This window comes from Nocardia sp. NPDC060249, assembly GCF_042728755.1.
GTDB lineage: Bacteria > Actinomycetota > Actinomycetes > Mycobacteriales > Mycobacteriaceae > Nocardia.
Window position 1 is genome coordinate 102,702 of sequence record NZ_JBHXAQ010000003.1, and the last position, 22,680, is coordinate 125,381.

General features: G+C 68.7%; 8 protein-coding genes. 4 read left to right on the top strand and 4 right to left on the bottom strand.

Annotated features, from left to right (window positions below):
* Positions 1-3: 3 nt before the first annotated feature.
* Positions 4-16,623: a hypothetical protein gene (locus tag ACFWFP_RS14380; RefSeq protein ID WP_379295214.1), complete on the bottom strand. Its 16,620-nt coding sequence runs from the start codon at positions 16,621-16,623 to the stop codon at positions 4-6.
* 376 nt (positions 16,624-16,999) lie between these two features.
* Between ACFWFP_RS14380 and ACFWFP_RS14385 the strand changes: the two genes are divergently transcribed.
* Genes ACFWFP_RS14385 through ACFWFP_RS14400 form a run of 4 tightly spaced genes read left to right on the top strand, consistent with a single transcriptional unit; the run spans position 17,000 to position 19,446 of the window.
* Positions 17,000-17,383, top strand: coding sequence for a hypothetical protein (locus ACFWFP_RS14385; protein WP_379295215.1), 384 nt, complete (start codon positions 17,000-17,002; stop codon positions 17,381-17,383).
* Between the two features lie 28 nt (positions 17,384-17,411).
* The gene (locus ACFWFP_RS14390) at positions 17,412-18,521 is read left to right on the top strand and encodes a hypothetical protein (RefSeq protein WP_379295216.1); all 1,110 of its coding nucleotides are present in this window, start codon (positions 17,412-17,414) and stop codon (positions 18,519-18,521) included.
* Positions 18,518-19,003, top strand: coding sequence for a DUF6301 family protein (locus ACFWFP_RS14395; protein ID WP_379295217.1), 486 nt, complete (start codon positions 18,518-18,520; stop codon positions 19,001-19,003). Before ACFWFP_RS14390 ends, ACFWFP_RS14395 begins: the two co-directional genes overlap by 4 nt.
* The gene (locus ACFWFP_RS14400) at positions 19,000-19,446 is read left to right on the top strand and encodes a hypothetical protein (protein ID WP_379295218.1); all 447 of its coding nucleotides are present in this window, start codon (positions 19,000-19,002) and stop codon (positions 19,444-19,446) included. The genes ACFWFP_RS14395 and ACFWFP_RS14400 overlap by 4 nt, the downstream gene beginning before the upstream one ends.
* Before the next feature lie 12 nt (positions 19,447-19,458).
* Here ACFWFP_RS14400 and ACFWFP_RS14405 read toward each other — a convergent pair whose 3' ends face one another.
* The 3 genes from ACFWFP_RS14405 to ACFWFP_RS14415 all read right to left on the bottom strand — a co-directional run bounded on the left by ACFWFP_RS14405 (position 19,459) and on the right by ACFWFP_RS14415 (position 22,656).
* Positions 19,459-19,779, bottom strand: a complete 321-nt coding sequence (locus ACFWFP_RS14405) for a WXG100 family type VII secretion target (RefSeq protein ID WP_301904962.1) — start codon at positions 19,777-19,779, stop codon at positions 19,459-19,461.
* Positions 19,780-19,903: 124 nt separating this feature from the next.
* On the bottom strand, positions 19,904-20,704 hold the full coding sequence (locus ACFWFP_RS14410; RefSeq protein WP_379295219.1) for an ESX secretion-associated protein EspG: 801 nt from the start codon (positions 20,702-20,704) through the stop codon (positions 19,904-19,906).
* The gene (locus ACFWFP_RS14415; RefSeq protein WP_379295220.1) at positions 20,701-22,656 is read right to left on the bottom strand and encodes a hypothetical protein; all 1,956 of its coding nucleotides are present in this window, start codon (positions 22,654-22,656) and stop codon (positions 20,701-20,703) included. The genes ACFWFP_RS14410 and ACFWFP_RS14415 overlap by 4 nt, the downstream gene beginning before the upstream one ends.
* Positions 22,657-22,680: the final 24 nt, after the last annotated feature.

Below are 22,680 nucleotides of genomic sequence, written 5' to 3' on the forward strand. Positions count from 1 at the left end.
GCATCAGACTCGGTCGCTGAAGATTGTCATCCGGCCCGCCGGATCGGCAACCACGTTACGGATCAGCAGGCCGAGGTCCAGCTCCGGCGGGAGCGAAGGGTAGATCAGCTCACCCATCGGCCTGCCGTCGACCGCGACCGTGAACCGCGTCATCCGCTGCCGTGACCGCTCCCAGCCCACCTGCGCGGCCCAGGTGAGCTCGATCGGCTGCGCGCCGACCTGCACCATCAGCCGATCGGCGAGGCGATAGAAGATCACCGTCACCCCACCGAGATCGGCGTACACGCCGTCGGCACCGAGCTGTCCCGGTGCCGCGGGCCGCAACGAACCCGACCGCGGATCGAACTCGGCCGGTACGCCGCCGCCATACGGACGCACGCGCAGCACGACGTGCTCGGTCGGCGGCTGATACTCCGGCCGATAGGGCCTGCGAGCCTCACCCTGCCCACCGCCAGGCGGCATCGCGGGCGGCGGATACATCGGAGCACCACCCTGTGGATTGCCGGTACCCGGCTGCTGCCAACCGGATTGGTCGGGGACGGGATTTCCGTTCGCCGGGGGGTAGAGCTGGCCGTTGCCCGGCGCGTACGGCTGAGCATTGCCCGGCGCGTACGGCTGAGCATTGCCCGGCGCGTATGGCTGAGCATTGCCCGGCGCGTACGGCTGACCGTTACCGGGCGGGTACGGGTGACCACTTCCAGGTGGGTACGGCTGGCCGTTACCGGAGTATGGCTGACCATTACCGGGATACGGCTGGCCATTACCCGGCGGGTATGGGTAACCACTTCCAGGTGGGAACGGCTGGCCGTTACCGGGATACGACTGACCGTTGCCAGGCGGGAACGGCTGACCGTCACCGGGATACGACTGAACATTGCCAGGCGGGAACGGCTGACCGTCACCGGGATACGACTGACCATTGCCAGGCGGGAACGGCTGACCGTCACCGGGATACGACTGACCATTGCCAGGCGGGAACGGCTGACCGTCACCGGGCGGGAACGGCTGATTGCTCCCCGGCAGGTCCGGCATGCCCGAGCCAGGGGGTTGCGTTCCCCACGGCGGAAGAGACTGCAGGCTCGGATTTCCGCCGGGCGGAGTCGGCTGGACCGGCCACGACGGCACCGTCGGTTCGTTTGGAGTCGGATCGGTCGGCCACGGCGGCACAGGTGGCCACGGCGGCACAGGAGGAAGCGACGGTACCGGCGGAAGCGGCGGCACCGACGGTTCCGGCGGCAATGGTGGAACCGTCGGCAGTGGCGGAACCGGCGGCAGTGGCGGAACCGGCGGCAGTGGCGGTTTCGGCGGCACGGGCGGATTCGGCTGGTCCGGCGGACACGGCGGTTCCGGCTGGACGGGTGGACGCGACGGTTCCGGCTGGACGGGTGGGCGCGGCGGTTCAGGCTGGCCGGGCGGGCGCGGCGGTTCAGGCGGCAGCGGCGGATCCTGCGTCAGTACCAGCGGCGGCACCGGCCATGCGACAGCGTCGAACACCGGCACGTCGAGCTCGACCTCGTACTCGTGCGGCGGATGCGGGATGTGCGAACGCATCGCCGACCCCGGCAGTTGCCGGTGTACTCCCGGCCGCCCCTCAGCGTCGGGCGACCGCGGCGGTCCCTGGCCGTCCCGGTCGGAATCGCCGTCCCGATCCAGGTCGAAGCTCTTGTCGGGGTCCTCCGAATCAGCGTTGTCGCCGCCTCTGTCCGGGTCTGCGGCCGTGGTCGGTTCGCCGTCATCGACACCCGAATCCGGATCGTCCACCGACGGTCGACGCGTACCCTGGCTCGCCTCCGAATCTTCTTGTTCGGCCCGACCGGTGTCGTCAACGCCCGATGTCGGCTTGCCCGGATCAGCTTCGCCCACAACTACATCCGTACCAGCCCCCGCAGACTCGGGCTCCCGCGGAATGGACGACGGCTCCACCTGCCCAGCCGTAATGCCGTCGCCGGCCCGACCCGCGCCGAACTCGCCGCCCGGAACGGCTTCGCCCACCGCAACATCCGGGTCTGCGCCCACCGGGCCGACCCTGCGCGGAGTAGACGAATCCGTCGGGTCACCAGCGTCGCCGGGCTCTCTCGGGACCACTCGTTCGCTCGGATCCGACGGCCCCCGTGCCGGAAGCCCGGGATCAGCATTCTCCGCGGCCGGGTCGGCGCCCGGATCCTGCCGCGAACCAGCACCCGGCAGAACCTCGTTCTCGCCCTCGACCTCCGGCCTCGCAGACAACCCCGGCGGAACCTCGTTGCCGCCGCCAACCTCCGGCCCCACGAGCAACCCGGGCCGAACCTCGTTGCCGCCGTGAACCTCCGGACCCGCAGACAACCCCGGCGGAACCTCGTTGCCGCGGCCAGCCTCCGGCCCCACGGGCAACCCCGGCGGAACCTCGTTGCCGCCGCCAACCTCCGGACCCGCAGGCAACCCGGGCCGTACCTCGTTGCTGCCTCCAACCTCCGGCCCCGCAGGCAACGCGGGCGGCGTGGGTGTACCGGGGAGGGTTGGCGTGGCGGGATCAGGTGTGGGTAGTGCGGGGGAATCCGGGGTGGGGGCACTGGGGGTGGGTCCGCTGTCCACCGTGGGCGTGGGCGTGGGTGCGTCGATCTCGGGGTCGGTGACGAACGGTTCGTTGAGGAGCTCGCGCAGGCGGGCGAGGTCGGCGGCGCGCTGCCGGATCTCGTCGCGGATCTCCTCGTGTACCCGCGCCAGCTGTTCGAGGGTCAGGCGTTCGTGCTTGTCGATGCGACCGTCGCGGAACCACTCGTAAACCTGGGCCACCCGCGCGTCGTCGGCGTCGGTCAGGTCGACGCCGAGCAGACGCGCGTGGTCGCGGCTCGGTCCGGGGACGGTGTCTTCGGGGGCGGGTAGCGGCGACCGGTTGCCGAGGTCGTCGGCGCCTACCTCGCGCAGGAAGTCGAGGGCGTCGCGCGGGTGCACCGGCGGGTCCTCGCCGATCGCGCGCGGGTCGGTGTCCGGGTCGTAGACCAGGTTGTCTGCGTACGGGTCGATCTTCGCGAGCGCCCGCACGTAGTCGGCGAGCGGGCCGACGAGATCGTCGATCTCACCGCGGGCGGCCCGGTTGGACAGCGCCTCGGCCAGCGCCGCCGCGTCGAGCGGTAGCGCACCACGCGGCAGGCCGAGATGCGGGGCGAGCGCGTCGCGGGCGGCGTCGACGGCCGCCGGGTCGAGCGCGCGCAGCAGCTTCGCGTAGTCGGTGAGGTTGGCCGACCGCTGACGATGCAGCTCCACCCGCGTCGCCGAATCGGCGAGCCCACGGGCTATCACCTCCGGGCTGAGCGCCTCCGGCGTGACGCCGAACCGCAACGCCAACGCACTGCGGGCATTGTGCAGCGCGTTGAAGTTGTCGATGGCGTCGGCGCTGCGCGCGTAATCGACCAGCCCCTCGACCTGCCTGGCCCGCACCTGATTGGCGCGTTCCTGCTCGGCGAGCAGCCTGTCCAGCTGCTCCCCCGGCAGGTTCGACGGATCGTCGATGCCGAGCCGCTGCGCCACCTCGGCGATGTCGGCCCTGAGCTCGGCGAGCGAACGTGGTTGCGGCACCGGCTGATTCGTGTCCTCGGCCACGGCGGGCAGGTGGGTGTCCGGCTCGGCGCCCGTGGGCGGCCGCTCGATCATCCGCCACGGCTGCGTGCCGTCGCGCACCATCGTCGCGTCGACCGTGCGCCCGTCCACCTCGGTGCGCAGGTGCCGCACCTCGGGCGCGTCGACCTCGAGGATGTGCACGCGGCCCCCGTCATCGATCCCGACCACGCGGATCTCGATGTCGACCTCGCCACGGTTGAGCCGGTCGATGAAGTCGGCGTCGGCGTCGGCGAGCGCACGAGCCAGCGCGGCCTCGTGCCCGGCCCCGGTGTCGACGATGGCGATCTTGCCGTTCTCGGTGTCGACCACGAGCCGGTCGCCGCTGTCGCTGTCGGTGAAATCGGTTACCCGCTGGGTGAATTCACCGAGCACCCCGACGTTGTCGTCCAGCTGCGCACGCAGCCTCGCGATCTCGCCGTCGAGATTGTTGACCAGCGCCTCCAGGTCCGCCCCGGCCAGATGCGCCCAGGTGGACCGTTCGTCACGCAGCCCGGCGCGACGCAGCGCGTCGTCGAAGATCTTGCGTGCGTCCTCGGCGTGGACGGTCGGATCGCCGCCGTCGTCGCTGAGATCGCCCCAGATGTTGACCCATTCGCCGCCGTTGTTCACCCCGCGCCAGTTCAGCATTCGCAAGCTGAACTCGTCGCCCTTGGCCGCGACGACTTCCTTGAGGTAGGCGCCGAGCGGGTCCTTGCTGTGGAAGTTGGCGGGTCGGAACGGGATGTTCGCGTGCTCGGAGTTGAAGAATCGCGCGGCCGCTTCCAGCGCCTGGATCACACCGTCGCGGCGCAGCAGCCGGTATTCGGCCTCGGCGACGGCTTTGCGCAGCCCGTCTTCGCTGAAATCGGTGAGCTGGACCCCGAGTTCGCGGGCCAGCGCCTCGAGCACGGTCGCGTCGGAGATGCGCCCGTTGACCGCGTCGACCACATCCTGCAGCCACGGCGGCAGCGGCTCGGCGAGTGCGGGAACTTCCTCGCCTTCGCTCGAAATCTGGACCGGCTCACCGATTTCCGGGAGCTCCTTCGCCTCCCGCGCAGCCAGTTCCCGTGGCGTCAAGCTCTCCGGTTCGAGCAGATGCTCCAGCCCCGCGTCGCGCAGGTCCTGCTCGATCTGACGCCGCAGCTGCGGGTCGGCGTCGGAGATCCACGGCTTGTACTCGCTGCCGTCGAGATTGCGCAGCGGCAGGAATTCGCCCGCCTGATCGGCGATTCGCGAGGACAGGTGCTTGAGGATCGGCACCAGCTCGCGGTTCTGCCACATGAGCACACCCTCTTTGAGGATGCGCGCCGGATTGAACTTGATCTGCAGCTGGTCGTACTCGCCGCCGGGTTGGCCCGGCGTCGAGTCCTTGACCGTGGTCAGTGGCAGCCCGGCACTGTGACCGAGCATCGACTGACCGGCACCGTCGATGCTCGACCCGGACGGATACTTCGGATTGTCGCCGTAGTAGCCACGATTGACGAGCCGGTCCCACAGCTTGCGCAACCAGTTCTTCTTCGGCGGCACCTCGACCGCCTTGTCCGCGGTCGGTGTGAAGGGCCTCGGTTCGACGCGGGCGAGCGGTTCGAGATGCCAGGCGTCGGGCCCGTCTGCCACCAACCGCACCAGCATCTTGTCGCCGTCGACGTCCAGTGACAGCACGCGCTCGTCGAGTTCGGTGCGCACCATCTGATACAGGTGCGCCATGTCGCCGGCATCGCGCCTCACCCCGGAGCGCAACCGGTTGATGTCGTCGGCGGCGCGGACGAGACCCGGGTCGGCAGGCAGTCCCAGCCGGGCGGCCCAGCGCCGCGCGACGGCCTCGCGCAGCGCCCGCTGCTGCGGATCGGTGGCGGCCTCGGCATGGCGGACCGCGGTGGCGAACGCCTCGACCGCACCCGCTCGCAGCAACTGGCGATACCGTGCGGCATCGAGAGAACCCGCATCGGTGAGATCCACACCGAACCTGGCGGCCAGGCGATCCATCGCCTGCTGGGCGGGCTCGATCCGCGGTCCGCCGGGCTGGCGTGCTCCGTCTTCCGGCGGCAGTATCGACGACGGGTGCAGCGGCGTGGCCTGCGGGTTCGGCTCCGGTTCGGTGCCGAGCGAGGGCCGTGCGTCATCGAGTCCGGCCAGCCGCAGCTCCTCGGCCATCTCGGCACGCACCTGCGGATCGCCTTCGACCCGCCAGTGGTCGAGCCCGTCCTGCAGCTCGTCGACGTCGAGCGGCTCGTAGTCGTCCGGGTACCGCATGGGTGTGCCGAGTTCGGCGTCGGGATCCAGTGCGCTGTCGAGGAATCCGCGCGCCCGCGCCATATCGGCGATCTCGGCGAGCGCCCCGAGCGGATCACGCTGACCGGTGAGCGCGTCACCGAGGCCGAGGGCTTCGGCGAGTACGCGGACCTGCTCGGCCTGCTCCGGGGTGAGCGGTGGCGTGTCGGCGGTGGCCGAGGGCGGCAGATCGCTCAGCTCCTGGAGGAACTGGTGGACGTCGTTGAGGAAGTCTCTGCGTTGGTACGCGCGTTCGGGTGCGTCGCCGGCATCCACACCGTCGGTGACCGGCTGATCCAGCGCGCCGTCGCCCGGCACGGCCAGTTCGGCGGGCGTCCTGGGCAGACCGAAGTCCAGTGGCGACGAGTTCTTCGCCGGCTCTTCGGGTTCCGGGCTCGGTGCGGTCGGCGGGCGCGACGGCGGCTTGGACGGTGGGCCGCCCGGCGCCGTCTGCGACGCGGGCGGATCACCCGAATCGTCGTCATCATCGCGCGAACCGTCGTCCTCGCGCGAACCGTCGTTGTCGCGCGAACCGTCGTTGTCGCGCGAACCACCCTCAGAACGCGAACCGTTGACGCTCTCGCTCGTCGAACCGCCCCCGCCCTCCGGCGTCGAGGCCCCACCCTGCCGTTCGACCGCGGCGGCGAACCGGGCGGCCATTTCCGCACGGGCAGCATCGAATTCCTGCTGCGCCCGCAGATACGACTCGAGTGCCTGCGCGTCGGCCAACGCTTCGGCGTCGAGCTCCTCCGGCCGTGTTTGCGCGGCCTCGGCGAGTTCGGCACGCAGCGCGTCGAACTGCTGTTGCGCGGCGAGGTAGGACTCGAGCGCGGCCAAGTCGGCCGCGCGGACGGCGAAATCCGCCGCGCCGTCGTCGGCGCGCTGCGCCGCGGCCTCCGCGTCCCTGGCCGCCAGCTCCTCGAACCTGGCGGCGATCTCCGCCTGCGCGGCGTCGAAATCCTGCTGGGCGCGCAGGTACGACTCCAACGCGGCCAGATCCGCGTCGACGCCGTCGAGATCGCGCAGCGTGTCGTCCAGCGCGGCATCGGCACCGTCGGCGCGGCGCTCGTCGGCCTGGTCGTGCAGCTTGTTCTGGCGTTCGACGGCGTCGTCGATCATCGCCAGCGGATCGACCGGCTCGCCCGGTCCGACCAGATCGTCCAGCGAGGGGATCGGTTCGGCCAGTTCGCCGGCGACCTCGTCCAGCTTGCGCAGGGTGTGGTCGAGCTTCGCATCGGCCCGATCGTCGAGGTCGCGGCCGCGCTCGGGCGGCACCTCGGTGTCCGGTCGACGCGAATCCGATTGCGGGCCAACCGGTCGCGGCTCGCCACTGGCGGGCCCAGCGGGCAGCCCGCGCCGGCCCTCGGGCAATGCGTCGGGCCGTGGCCCTGGGTGTTGCCCGGCCGGCGTGCCCTCGGCGGGCGGCAGATCGGCCACCGGCCGGTAGAACTCGTCGGTGAGCGCCTTCAGCTGCTCGAGCTGCTCGGTCCTGAGGCGGATCTCCTCGCGGACGGCCGCGATCTCGGCGGCCAGCTCCTCCGGGCTCAGGCCCTCGTGCTTCTCGATCTTGCCGTCGCGGTAGGCCTCGTAGATCTCGACGAACTTCGCGCCGTCGGCGGTGGACACATCCACACCGACCAAGCGCGCCCAATCCCGATTCGGCTGTGGCCGTGGATCATTCTGACCCACCGGCTCGTCCGCGCCATAGGAGCGGGCGACATTGTCGGCGACCTGGGCGGCGAAGTCGACCGGATTCGCACCCGGCTCGGCGGCGCCGACCACATCGCGCAGAGCGTGGATCGCGTCGCGGTCGTAGATGTGCGGGTCGCCGGTGGTGCGCGGATCAGCCGCTCTGGTGCCCGCGGGATGATCGGTATACGGGTCGATGCGCATCAGCGCGTCGGCGTAGGCGGCCAGCGCCGCCCGCGCATGGTCGCCCGCGCCGAGCCGGTGCATCCGCGTGACGAGTTTGCGCAGCTTGGCGGGATCGATGCCGCTCGCGGCCGGGCCGACCTTCGAACGGCCGGTGAGTGGGTCGGTCTTGCTGACCTTCGGGCGCAGCGCCTCCGGATTCCCCGGGCTCAGTGCCTGGATCAGCGCTTCCTGCGCCGCCTTGACCGCGGCCGCGTCGACGTTGCGCAGCTGCTGGGAGTAACCCGCGGTCTTGCTCGGGTCGCGCTGCTGCCCGTCGAGCAGGTCCTCGAACTGCTGCTGGCGTTTGCCGCGCCGCTGTTTCGGATCGGTCAGTGCCTCGGCGATCCGTCTCGGCGTGAGCTCGCCCTCCGGGATACCGAGCCGCGATGTCAGTTGATCGCGCGCGTCACCGACCAGGTAGAAGGTCTCGATGTCGGCCATCGTGCGGGCGTAGTCGAACAGCGCCTCGGCCTGCCCGGCGCGCACCGCGTTGTCCAGGTGCAGCGCGCGGATGGTGGCATCGATGTTGTCCGGGTGCAGTGCGGCCGGTCCGAGCTCGAGTTGCCGTGCCAGATCGACGATGTCGCGCACCATGTCGGCGCGGTCGCGCGGGGCGGGCGGCGGTTCGGGCGTCGGCTGGACGGGGCGCCACTGGCCGTCCTCGCCGCGCATCATCGTCACCTGCAGTTCGGCGCCGTCCACGGTGCGCCGAATGTGCTGCACCTCCGGGGTCGCCACCGGATCGAGGAACTGCCTGCCCGCGCCATCGGCGTGCACGGCCCGGAAATCGGGCCGCAGCACCCCGTTGTCGATGTCGATCGCCAGCTCCGGGTTGTCCCGCAGCGCGCGGGCCAGCGCCTCCTCGCGGTCGAGCGCACCGTCGACGACCAGCAGCCGGTCCGGACCGCCGTCGGCATCGGGCACCCGCGCGACCTGGTCACCGTAGGACTTGCCCACCGGTTCGGCGCCGTCACCCTGCAGGATCGGCTGCGCGGCGGCGATGAAATCGGCGAGGTTCTGTGCCCGCTGTCGCGCCGCGTCACGCAGCTCGTTCAGCGTCGGCTCCATTCGATCGCCGGACAGATCGCTGAGATCGCGGCCGAACATCGCCGCCCAGCCGGACAATTCGTCACGCAACTGGTCACGGCGCAGTGCGTGTTCGAAGAACTCGCGGGCCCGTGCCTCGTCCCGGCCCGGCTCCCGGTCATCGGAGAAGCTGGCCCATTCGGGCAGCCGGTCCGCGCCGTTGCCGACCCGGTCGTAGTCGCGCAGCGAGGTGACGCCCTCGAAGGCGACGATCAGGTCGCGCAGGAACCGGCCGAGCGGATCCTTGTCGAGGAAGCTGACCTCCCGAGAGAACGGCACCGGGCGTGGGGCACTGGTGTCGCCCCAGTGACTCCGCGGTGGCTCGGCACCGGCCGGTTCGTCGTCGTCGTAGTAGTCGGCGTCGTCGCGTGGTTCGTCCGACTCGATCTCGCGCAGGCGGTCCGGTCCGTGCAGTGTCCGGTCATCGGGGGCGGGTGCGGGGTCGGCGGGATGATCCGCGCGCCGGTACGGGCGGGTCTGTTCCTCGTCGGCTCGGCGTGCCGCGTCGGCCAGGCCCTCGATCGCGCCGATCTCGCGCAGCAGCCGGTGGCTCTGGACGTCGATCGCCCGGCGCACATCGCGGGGTCCCTCGCCGTCGAGGTCGATGCCGAGCCGCTCGGCCATCTCGGTCAGCGTCTCGCCTTCGGGCGGCAGGCCCTGCTGTTGCGGCGGCGTCTCGGCGGGCGGAAGGGGTGCGTCCTCCATCGCCCGCGCCTCGTCGGTGTCGATGAGTCCGTTGAATTCCAGATCGTCGATCAGGTCTTGGCGCAGTCGCGGATCGCGAGCATCGGCGAACAGTTGCTGCAGGATGTCGCGGACCTCGTCGGCGTCCATCCGGTTGGCCCGCAGCTCGCTGAGTACGGTGTCGCGCACCGCGTTCGGATCGGCGTCGGAGATCCACGGCCGGTATTCGGTGCCGTCGGGGAAGTACACCGGGCGGTAGTCGCCTGCCGAATCCGCCTCACGTCCCAGTATCCCGCCGATCACCGGAATGTGCTCACGGTTGTGGTACCAGGTGAGCCCTTCCCTGCCGATCCGCGCCACATTCAACGCGGGATCGCCCGCGCCGGGGGGCGGCTCACCGATCGTCGGACCATCCACTGGCGGCGGTGCGGGCTGCGCCGGCGTGGGCGCCGGATCGGAGATCAGATGCGCGCCACCGGACACCCCATCGCGGATCGCGGTCTGGCCACGATGATCGAGGCCGGATCCGGACGGGTACTTGAGATTCAGCCCTTGATACCCGGCGTTGAGATCATCGACCAGTTTCCGCAGGGCATTCCGGTTGTCGACTTCGGGAATGTCGGCGTCGTTGCGCGCGGGCACATTCTGCGCGGCCTCGTCACCGTCGTTCCGCGCGACCACCCACTGCCCGTCGGCCAGCTGGATGTGCAGAGCGACGACTTCCCCGTTGGCACCGAGCTCGACGCGGACCTCACGCTGCGGCGGTTCGGGTTCCGGGTCGGCGAAATCTGGTTTCCGGTTTTGTGTTTCGCCGTCCTCGTCACCCATGAAGTCGGTGTCGGCCCGCAGAGCACCGTCCCAGGAGACAAGGGCCGGCCTCCGCGGCGTGCCGTCCGGATTCGTCGAGCCTTCGAGGTCTGCGCGCAGTTCGGCGTCGACGATGTCGTGCGGCACGCCGTCGACGTGCCTGCGGGAGAAGCCCTCCGCGCTCTCCGTCCCGGAAACCATTCGGGTGCAGTTCGCACAGCACACGACGCCTTCGGCCGACTTGAGATTCATGGGTGCGTGAACGAGCGCCGCCATCGAGGCGCGATCGGTGCGCTCACCGTTGCGTTCGCGATCGTGTAGCGCTTCGTTGGTCGTGCGAACCTCGGCATGACGAAGCGGATCGTCGCCGTGATCCCACACCGTCGCGTCCTTGTTGCCCTTGGCCAGCTCGGCCATATCTTGACCGGTCGCTTCGGCGTTTTCGTACAACCTCGGGTGAAGGTCGGCGACGCGCAGGCCCGATTCCGGCGCGCCGTTCGCCGCTTCGTAGACCCGCCCGGTCAGACGATCGATCGTGACGGCCACAACGGGTCCGATCGGGTTCGGCCGCCCATTCGCCTCACCGAACGCGGATTTCGCCGCCGCAGCCTTCTTCTCCAAGGCTTCGAACTTTTCGTTCGCCTGGTCGCGAATCTCGGTCAAGGTATCGAGATCCTCGGGCGCCGCGTCCTTCAGATTGCGATTCGCGATGCCTCGCGCACGCCTGGCGTCGTCCAATTCGTCAGCGAGACGGGTCTTCTCCGGCTTGGTCGCCGCGATATCGGCTGCCTTCTGCCGGTCCGCCGCTTCGCTGGCCGCCGCGTACAAGGGCAACCGCTCGGCAGCCACCCGGCGCACGAGTTCGTCGACGTACTCACCGTCGACCTTGGTGATGTAGCCGTCGGCATCCCGGACTATGTCGCCGGTCAGCTCGCCGAGCAGGTGCGCCTTCGCGGCGGGCACATCGCTCGACCCCAGCTCTGCGTCGACGGCGGGCACGGGTTGGACCTTCGACATCGCGGGGGCGAGCTCAGGCGGATCGCTGTCCCGTGAATCCGGTGTATCGCCGGGCACCAGATCGTCGTCGTCATCCATGAAATCGATGTCGTCGTCGGGCGCGTCATCGCCACGGTCGAGCGCATTCGGATCGGCGCCGAACGGCAACGGGACATCGGCGAGCACATTCACGCCGTCGCGCTGGAGCAGCAGCTCGGTGACGGTGATCGTTCCGTCGGCGGCAGTGTGTACCAGCCGGTACTCGACCTGCAGGGTGCCGTCTTCCATCGCTTGCCGCAGGTCGGCGACCGCGTCGGTCAGCGCGCGGCCCTCGGGGCTGTCGGGGTCGATGCCCCGTGCCGCCATCTGGTCGGGAGTCTCGTTGAGGATCTGCGCGAGATTGCGGTCCATGTCCAAGGTGCGCCGGAGGTATTCCGGCGAACCCTGTTCCGCCTGCGCAATTTTGGAGCCGCCCAGGACCGAGCCCACACCCTTGGCCTCGACGACGACCAGAGTCGGCGCCGAGTCGGCGTCCGCGCGCGGGACGTAGGCAGCGATGTCGACCACACCGGCGCCGTCGAATGCCCCTTCGAACGGCGTCAGCAGCACGGCGCGCGGGCGGGCGTCCGGATCGAGCGCGAAGTCGATTCCGGCTACCTCGCCGAGCGTCTTGGACACCTCGATCATCTCGCGACCGAGGTCGTTGTAGTCGGTGGCGGTGTCTTCCAGATCGCCGAGCAGCTCGAGCCTGGCGGTCCGTTCGTCCGGGCTCAGCGCGGCATCGGACCGGATGTCCTGGCGCAGGTTCTGGATCGCGTCGGAAAGACGCTTGGGCGCCAGCTCTTTCGCCTCTTTGATCTCGAACTCGGCCATGAGCTTTTTGAGCTCGGTCCGAACGCCGTCACGTTCGGTTTGCAGTTCGAGACGCCGTTGCGACGCGGCTTCCAGTTCGGCAGCCCGGTCCGGATCGCGCATCTCGTGCGAATCCGAATCGCCCTTCATCGCGTCGTACAGGTAGTCGGCGCTGCTCAGATGATCCTTGGCGAACGCCCCGCCGGGCCCGTGCAGGCCGAAGTTGACATTGCGCTTGGTGCCCGCCGGGTCATCGACGTGATGCCAGGTCCCATCCGGATCCCGATAGCTGTCTGTTCGATCCCCCGGCCGGTGCAACAGCCCGTCTTCCCCACGCACCATCCCCGGCGGCACCGAATCATCGGACCCGCGATCCGGACCGGCGACATCATCGTCGTCGCCCATGAAATCGGTGTCCGGGTAGTCGGGCGAGACGAGCCGGGGTTCGACGGGGTTGCCGTCGCGGGCCGCCTGTTCGAGATCGGCGTGCCGCAGCGGGTCGACGCGAGGAGCGCCTTCGTCGATGATGTGGCCCGCGGTGCTCTCGGTGCCCTGCACCACCCGGGTGCAGTTGGCGCAGCAGGGCGCTTCGACGCCACGGCTGGGGACGAACGGCGAGTTGAGAATGCTGGCCAGGCCGTCGAAATCGGTCGGCAGCTGGTCATCCGGACCGCGCTGCTGGTTGAGCAGTTCCCGGTCGTGCAGGGCGGCGTTGGTGCCGCGCACCTCGGCGTGGCCCAGCGGGTTGTCCGCGTGGGGGAACACCGCCGGGTCACGCCCGTGGTGGTAGGCGTGCTCGGGGTACTGGTAGTGGACGATGTTGTCGTACAGCGCCGGGTGCAGCTTGGACGGGTGGATCAGCTGATCGGAGGTGCCGTTGGCGGCTTCGTAGACGCGACCGGTCAGGCGGTCGATGGTGATGGAGGTGACGTGGCCCCGTCGTTTCGCGGGCAGCCGCTCGGCTTCGGACTTCTCCAAGCGCTTGGCGGGCGAATCGCCTGCCGCGGTTTCGGCCGCGTCGGCGGCCAGGAAGTTGTCGAGGGCGGTCTTGGCCGCGGCGGCCTGCTCCTTGGCGTGCGTGACGCCGTCCTCCGCGCGTCGCACCCCGTCCGCGGCTTCCTCGGCGGCGCGGCCGAGCGCGTCGGCGTCCTCGGCGCCGCGGTTGCGTGCGTCCGCGGCGGCCTCGACGGCGCGGGTGTGTGCCGCCCGGGCGTCCTTGAGGGCCATCGCGGCATCGCGCACCGCCCGGCCCTTGTCGGACTTCGCGGTTTCCAGCGCCTTCTGCTGGGCCTTGTGCTGCTCGTAGTCGGCGACCAGGGCCGCGTCCGGCGTGGACGCGTCGACGAACGCCTGTCCACGCTCGGCACTGAGCCGGTGGGAGAACTCGTCGATCGGCTCCCCGCCGACATGGGTGATCCGGGGCGGATCGCCCGCGGTCTGCACCATCGGGTCGTTCGGATCCAGCACGCCGAGCAGACGCGCGTCCACACCGGGCGTCCGGTTGAACGGTGCGTTGACGGTCCCGTCGCCGGGTTCGAGGAACGACATCGCGGCCGGGCGCGTGGGCGGGTCCTGGTCGCTCATGAAGTCGACCAGGTCGCGATCCAGTGGCGGACCGTCACCGTCGAGACTGTCGCGATCGCGAGGATCGGAGGAATCGGAATCCGTTCTGGGCGAAGGGGTGTCGCTGGGCGCCGTCGCGGACTCCGGGCTGAACGTGCGCCACTTGCCGCCGCGATCGATCACCGGGTCGGAGCCGGGCTCGCGCCGCACACCGACGCGATCGGTCGGCGCGGTGACGTCGACACCGAGCTGGTCGGCGATGTACTGCGCCCAGCCCTTGCTGTTGCCCGCGTGGCAGGCGAGCAGCCGAATAGGCGTTCCTGGAACGTAATTCGGGTTGCTGCGGATCGCGTCGACGATGTCACGCGGGTGGACCGGGTCCCCGTTGCTCGGGGTCACCGAACCGTCGCGCCGCCCGTGCACGACCACGTCGTGGGAGCCGTCGTTGCGGACGTTCTCGCTCACCCGGTGCGTGCGGGCGTCCTCACCGATGGCCGTACCGGTCGGATGGTGCACGACGCCTTGGCCGTTGGGCAGCCGGGTGTCGTAAACCGGGCCGCTGTCGTTGTCGTCGGGCTGTGGCTGCCTGCGATCATCGCCGGTGTCGGTGCGGTCGCGCGGCGAGGCGGAGTCGTCGGCCCCCGGTCGCCCGGGACGACCCGTCTCCGAACCCGGCCTGGCCGGGCTAGCACCCGGATCCGCGCCGACGATCGGCACCACCGGCGGAATATCGGCGAGCGGATCGGCCTGCGGCCGAACCTCGGAATCCCCGGCACGAGTCCGGTCGGCGGTTGCCTCGGGCTCGCCCGCGCGGGTCGGCGGCGCTTCGCCCGGCGCGGCCTGCAACCCCTGCAGCGGCGTCTCGGCCAGACCGGCACCGCGCTGTTCGCCGACACCCGCGCGGCTTTCACCGTCGGGGCGAGTCGTCGCACCGGGATCTTCGGCGGTGCCCTGCGGGTCGGCCACCCGCGACTCATCGACAGACGGGTTGTCAGTTCTGACTTCCGGTGCGCCGGAACGAATGTCAGATCCTGGTTGCACGCCGTCGGTCAACCCCGCGCGGACTTCCGGGGCGCCGGGACGGGCCGCGGGCTGCGAACCCTGCGCGGGCGTCGCCTGCTGGCCCGGGGTGGTCTGCTGCGGCGTCGATTGTGTTGGCGCAGCCGGGGATTGAGTCGGACTCGCAGCGGGCTGCCCGGTCGTCGGCGTCGTGGCCTGATTGGTGACCGGCGCCTGACTGGTCGCGGCAGGCGACGGCCCCGCCGTCGCCGCGGGCCCGGCACCTGCCATACCCGCGGCGACCGGCGCCCCGGCCTGCGTCGTGGTGTCCCGGTTGGTCGCCGGACTGTCGTTGACCTGCGTGACCGGCTGGCCGCTCGACTGCGCGTCGGTGCGCGTGCCCTCGCCGACGCTCGCGCCGTCGGCGCCCTCGGCCTCGCCCGCCCGCGACGTGTCCTGCCCGGAATCCGACTGCGCCGCAGGACTTTCCCCTTCGGCACGACCACCGCTGTCCTGACGTCCGCCGTCACCCGCCGGTGATTCGCCGGCCTGCACCTCGGGCTTGGAATCCTGGCGCCCAGCTCCCGCGCCGCCCTCGGCCGAGGACTGCCCGTCGTCGCCGGACTGCTGATTCGCCCGTCCCTCGTCGGAATTCGTCGGTCCTTGGGCTTCACCCTCGGGCGACTGCGTGCTACCGGCGGGGCGCATCGACTGGCCGTCGTCACCGGCACCGGCCCGCGACTCACCCGAACCCTCGCCGTCCATGGTGTCGTCGCCCGCACCCGCGCGCACGCCGTCGTCGCCACCGGCACCAGTCGTCTCGTCATCGGCGCCTGCCCGGTTCTCGCCCTCGCCACCGGGCCGGTTGGACGACCCGTCGCCGCCCGCACCGTCGTTCTGCCCGAAGGTTCCGAGGTCGTGGCCGGGCATGGCATCGCGAACCTGGGAGCTGAAGCTGGGCCGTTCGAACAACCCGGGCTTCATCGCCGACCACGCGGAATTCGCTCCGGCTTTGTTCAGTCCCGACAGGCCGCCGTTGGTGGCGCCCGCACTCCACATGAGCGGGTCGGAGGCCGCGGTCTTCAGGTTGTTCCAGGCCTGATCCCATCCCTGGGTCACACCCTCGTACCCGAATTGGCCGAGCATGCCGCCGCCCGCGCCGACCAGACCGGCGCCGGTGCCGGTGATCGCGCCTTTGAGCCACGGCGACATGCCGTCGCCGAGCCGCTTGCCGAGGAAGTTGCCGAACGGACCGGCCGCCAGACCACCGGCGGCCGAGGAGACCGCGGCCGCCTTCACCTGGTTCCAGTCGACCTCCTTGCGGTGGCCCTGATCGACCTGCCACTGCTGCACGCCGAGTTCCTGCAGTGTGCCAAGGGCCGTGTCGATCGCGACGTGCTGGCCGACGAACTTCAGGACCCGGGTGATCACGGCCTTCGCGCCGTGGCGCAGGATCGCTGCCAGCACACGCCCGAAAATTCCCCGCGCGACGATGCGGGTCACGCCGATCGCGGCTGCCTGCACCGCGGGCGCGGTCGGCGGAAACACCCACGCCGCAGCGATTTCCAGCGCCAGCAAGCCCAGCGACGACAGGAACATGATCTTGGTGTATTCGATCTCGGTGCCGGTCTGATACACCGAATCGCCGAGGATGTCGAACAATTCGGCCAGCTTGGTCACCGACTGGTCGCCGCGGGCCATCCCCTCGAAGGCCTTGAGCATGTCCTCGACGCCGTCGCCCTGCGGATAGGCCTTGAACGCAGCATCTTTGGCGGCGTCGACGTCGTCTACCAGGCCACGAAGACCATCTGCGGCCGTGCGCCAGTCCTCGGCCATGGCCCACATCTCGTCTTCATTGCCCTCCGGCCACTCCATGCCGGCAAGAATCGAGAGCCAATGCAGCCCAGATGGGAGATCTATCATGGAGCGCTACGTCACCAACTCGAGCCCGTGAACGTCGCCATCGCCCCTCATCCCTCAATAGTGATGCCCGGTCGAGCACACCACAACTCGTTCGCCTCCGCAACAACAGTGTCAGGCACCGGCCAAGCCGCGGTGACGGCGAAATGAACGCCAGGCGGCTGGAACACCCCGCACCGCCCCCTCCCGCCGGGCGACTTGACGACCAGCCGGTGCGGGCGAAGGATCGGGGTCGGCGGCTCGCCGAAGTGCAGACGCGACCGGGCACCCACACCGACTGGCACGGAAAGCCCGGCACAGACTCCATGAAATCGAGAACGGGACGCACGCAATGGAATTGAAGCCGGTGGCCATGTACCGCGAGATGTACGAGCGCGGGCACGACGAACTGCCCTCGGTATTCGACGCGTCCACCGGAACCGTCGAGGGCGACCGCGACCGGATTCTGAACTACATGCGCAAGGTCCGCGCCATCTTCGATGTCATGGGCGAATCCCCCGACCTGTTCACCAGGGACACCGACATCGAGGGCGGCCCCTCCCTGTACTCCGACGGCGTCTGGATCTGGCGCGAGGACTCGCTGAAGTACCTCGCCGAGCAGGCCCTCGTCCTCCCCACCGAGTTCATAGAACACGTCCGCGCCCTGGACTACGTCCCCCAGAACTTCGACACCCGCGACCCCGATTTCGACGCGGCGTTCCTGTCCTATTTCTGAGAAGCGAACGAGCGGGAAGGAACGTCGCGTGTCGCTGTTCATCGACATCAATGACCCCGAACTGACCACCGTGGACGGACGGGTCTACTACCGCAGCGAACCGTTCACCGGTGAAACAGTCGAATACCTGCCCGACTTCACCGAAATCGAAAACACGTCCTATGAGAACGGCTACCGCGAACAAAGCTGCACCGCCTGGTACCCGGACGGAACACGGCGGCACTCGGGCTGGTACAGGCGCGGATTCAAGTACGACGACTGGCGCTACTGGTCCCCCGACGGCACGCTCATCCAAGAAGACAGCTTCGACACGAGCGGCTATCTCCAACACCGCAAACGCTGGGATTCCGCCGGAGTTCTCATCGAAGACTTCGACGCCGCGGCCCTTGCCAAACCTCTCCTCCCGAGCGCCGTCAACCACAAAGACCCCGAACTCGTCTACGACAAGAACCACGACGGTCTCAACACCTACCGCGGTCAACCATTCACCGGCCAAGCCGTCGGATACGGCTACGACTACGCGGACGGGCCCATCGTGGAAATCGAATGGCACCTCGACGGCTACCGCGACGGGCCTGAATTCGCGTGGCACTGGGACGGCGCACGCGACCACGCCTGGGTCAACCACCGGGGAAACCCCATCGGTCTCCAGATCACCTGGAACCAGGACGGCACCCCGCGACACCGCGACATCGCCGACGACTCCGGGAAGACCCTGCGCCGACAGCGCTGGGACGACAACGGCGAGCTCACCGACTACCCCGCCGATACCCACCCCGACCTGGCCCACGACGATCCCGCGCTCACAACCGCCGAATCCGGTGCCCTCCAGCACAACGGTCATCCCTTCACCGGACGAGTCCACACCCCCACCCACGTCCAGGACTATCGCGACGGCTATCCCGACGGCCTCTACACCGAGTCAGCCAAGGGACAGCTCCGCCGCGAAGGTGTCAACAGCCCCACCGGCCCCATCGGATCCTGGTACCGGTACCGCCCCGACGGCCGGATCAGCGAAGAACACCACTACGACAAACACCACCGGCTGTTACTCCGCCGACAATGGGATGAGGACGGCGCACTCGCGGCTCCGATGACCGGCCTCGCGCTCCAAGACAACAGGAAGGCAAGCGAATGACCGCATGGCGAACGATGCCATCCGCCGACGCCGCCGATCTCGCCGACCGACTGGCCGACCTCGACTGGTCATGGAACATCGACGATGCCCCCGCGATTGTCGAAGAATTCGGCTGGCACACCATCTCCAGCCGACCGCGCCGCATCATGCTCGACACCGGATTCGGCCCCGACAGCGGGACCATCCAAGCCAAAAACGGCGAGGTGACCCGCATCGAGCTGCAACTCACCGACTACGCCGAACCCAGCGAAAAGCCCGCTGTGAAAACAGCTTTCACTGACTACGCGCAGGCGATCAGCGAGCGCCTCGGTGAGCCGACCGCACAGGTCACAGCATCGACCCCGCAAATTCGATGGGCAGGCGCCGAAACGACCGTCGTCCTCATCCTCTCCACCGCGTCGATCTGGCTGAACCTGGTCACCAATACCCGCCTCGCCGCCGACGACCGCAACCTCCAACTCGACAACCAGGGCCTGCTGTGACCGACTGGGAAGAATTCGCCCGTGGGCTGGCAAACGAGCTCGCCGCCGTCCCCGACACCACAGTTCTGGTGATCGGCGAAGCGGCACCATCGAGTTCGCGCCGCTTCGCACAATTTCGCAAGACGAGCGAATCGGTCCTGGCCGAACTCCCCGGCAACGCGTGGCTCGACCCGGAATCCCGCCCCGACGACGCAGGCTGGCGAGCTATCACCCGGGCCGGCTGGCGCCAACCCGACCAGGACCACTGCGACAACTGGTGGGCCGAATTCCCCTGGCCGGTCGACACCGACGCCTACCAGCGGCTCGCCGCGATCACCGTCACCGGACTCCGCGACGGCTTCGGCATCGACTCCCCGCTGACGCTGGTCTACCAGGGCTGGGTCGAGCGGGCCGGAAACGCCAACCTGCATCTGCCCGGCCTCGGCATCCCGGACGCGAGCTGACCGGCTGCGCGGTTACGTCAAGCCGTCGCGGTTGCCCTTTTCCATCTTGTCGATGTAGTCGGCGCTTTCGGTCTGTCCGTCGGCGAACTCGCCCATGGACTTCGCCATCGTCTTGACGTTGTCGCTGGTGTTGGTCCACGAGGAGTCGTAGCCGTCGTTGCCGCCGGGGCCGTCGTTGAAGCTCTGGCCGAGTTTGTCGTTGCCCCAGACATTTCCGCGGCCGTTGAGCGAGCTGTTCAGCGTGTTGATGATGCCGGTGAGTTGCGTGCTGACGTTGCGCGATTTTCCGGCCGCGGTCCGGAAATCGTCGGCGTCGTACTCGAAGGTGCCCATCGCCCTCATCCCTCCACGAGTGGTGGCTTCGAGCACACCACAACTCTTTCGCGTACGCAACAGCCTCGCACGACGGAACGAACCCGGGATGAAACCCCTGTGAACGGTGGGGACTTCGCGGCCCCTATGCGCTTGCTTCCCAATGTGATTCCACACGCGACATCATCCGCTGGATGGACGTGTTGACCTTCTCGATCAGGTCCGATCGCGACATCGGGGTGGCGATGGGATTCTCGCTGGGGAGTTCGATGACATAGCGTCCGTCGTCGGGAAGATCGCGCCACACCAGGATGTCGCGATGCATGCCGCGCGAGCCGAACATGGACTGATTCTGCAGGATGTTGATGGTTCCGGTGCGATCGGCGCAACGGTTGAAGAACTCGGTGCTGCGCTCGACGATCGAGGTGTCGGCTTCCTCGAAGAACATCGAGGATCGCTGCCCGTACTCGTCGCCGGTGCCGGAGCTCGCGTCGGTGGCGAGCGGGATCATCCCGCCCGTGCCGGCACCGACGGCCGGCATCAGGTCGACGATGGCGTCGGCCAGGCCGTGGGGGCCGATGTCGACCACGGTGTAACCACCACTGTGGGTAGGGGTTTCACCGGGAAGCTGGTAGACCAGGTAGCCGTTGGCACCGGCCCGTGCGGCCCTGGCCTTGAGCCACTGGTCTGCGTCGTCACGCGCACGATCGTTCCAGCCACGCAGCCGCACATACACTTCCGGCCGCTCCAGCACATCGAAGACCGAACGAAGCGTCGGATCCACCGTGTGCTGCAAGCGTTGCCAGACCTGGTACTTCTCCTCCTCGTACTCCTCGTGCAGCCGGGTCCTGGTCTGGAAGGTGAGCGGACGCGGCAGATCGGTGCCGACGAATCGCTGCCACAGCACCCGGAATTCGATGTCGGTGAGTTCCCACTTGCGTGTCACGCCCGCGCCTCCGGCCGCGCGTGCGCGAGCGAGTCGGTGCTGCCGACTTCCACGGATTCGACCGGCGCTTCGACGACGCGAGCCGGCGCTTCGGTCGCCATCGACTCGGCGAGCAGGCCGGTGAGCGGGGTGACGACCTCGTCCAGGCTCGCGAGGTTGGAGAAGTCGGGCAGCGAGGCGCGCGGGAAGGCCTCGTCCGCAGCCGTTTCGGTGCTCTCTTCCGGCACGCCCGCTCCGTCGACGGCGGTCGTCACGGTGTCGATGCCGAGCAACTGCGCCAGCGGTGACAGGGCGGGGTTGTCCGCGATCAACTGGTTGATCTCGGGCGATTGGGACAGCAGTTCGGTCAGGTCGGGGAACTGCCCGAACAGGTTGCCGAGCTGGGTGAAATCGGGCAGACCCGACGTGGCGCCGGTACCGCTGGTGTCCGCGGACACCTGTTGCAGGGCGGTGGCCAGCGAGGGCAGTGCCTGGGTGAGCGAGGAGACCGCCGACGTCACCGCCGACATCACCGAGGACAGGATGCCGGCCATGTCGCCGGACCCCGAACCGCTCGACCCCGCCGATGATCCGGTGGATCCGGTGGATCCGATCGAACCCGCCGTCTGACCGTTCGCGCCTTGCTGCGAACCGTTGGTGCCGTTCTGCTGCAGCGCCGCGGCCGCCTGCTGGGCAGCTTGCTGCGCCGCTTGCTGGGCAGCCACGGCGGCCGGCGACGTCGCCTGCTGTTGACTCCCACCCCCGGAATTGCCGCTGCCGCCGGAGTTTCCGCTGCCACCGGAATTGTTGTTGCCGCCGGTATTGTTATTACTGTTGTTATTGTTATTGTTATTGTTATTGTTATTGTTATTGTTATTGTTATTGTTATTGTTATTGTTATTGTTATTGTTATTGTTGTTGTTGTTGTTCTCCGGCGGCTTCACCGGCCCCTTCGGCGCCGCGGGCTCCGCGGCCGCAGGGAAGAGCTTCTCGGTCTGCCCGACACCGTCGACGTAGTGGCGCTTGTACCGATCGCGGTTCTCCTGCAGATCGTCGTCACACTTGTCTTCTTTGTCGATCGGCATACACACCTTGGTCGCGTACAACCAGTTCGCGGTGTACTCGAGGTTCTGCTGCATCATCGTGAAGGAGTCACTCGCGGTCATCGCCGACTTGCCGAACGTGGAGATCGCGGCGAACGCGGCGTCACCGCCCTGGCTCTCCCACCGGTCGCGGGTGATCTCACCGAGCTTCTGCTCGAGGTTGTAGGCGGCGCCGTGCACGGCATGTGCCATCGCCTCCCAGATCGGAGCGTCGTTGGCCACCTCCTGCCAGGACAGCCGCTGACCGAGGTCGTACATGTCACGCCAGGACATGTTGTCCGCGGCGCGGACGGGTATCCGCACACCGACCGATTCCGCCGTCGCGGTGCCCGCGTGCTTGGGCACGTTCGCGGTCTCGATGTCGTAGTTGTGCTTCTCCATCTTGATTTCCATGCCGGTGCCCTGCCGCACCTTGACATCGACTTCCCAGTGAGCCGGCGTGTAACCACCGGCCTGGGAGACCTCGCCCTTCATATCCTTGGCACCCGGCGAGGAGTTCACATTCTTCAGATCGCCCTTGAGCGCGGCGATGTTGTCGCCGGAGCCCTTGTCGGTGTCGGTGTAGGACTCACCCGCGGCCTTGAACATCGAGACCAGGTCTTCGAGCGAGTCGATATAGCGCCCCAGCAGGTCCTTGGCCTGGGTGGCCTCGGAGATGAACTTGGTCCGCAGCGGCGGTCCCGCATCGACTTGGCTGCCGCCCAGCTTGGACTCGTCGTAGTTGTTGAGGTCGTGGTCGCGGAACAGATTCTGGCAACCCTTGAACACTTCGATCGCCGTACTGCACGCCTTGGCCGCCTCGAGCGCGGCTCCCGTCTCGACCTTGACTTTTGCCTTACTGGCCAGTCCTGACCAGGGAGAATCGCCCACGCTAACCGCTCCTCGAAGCACCCC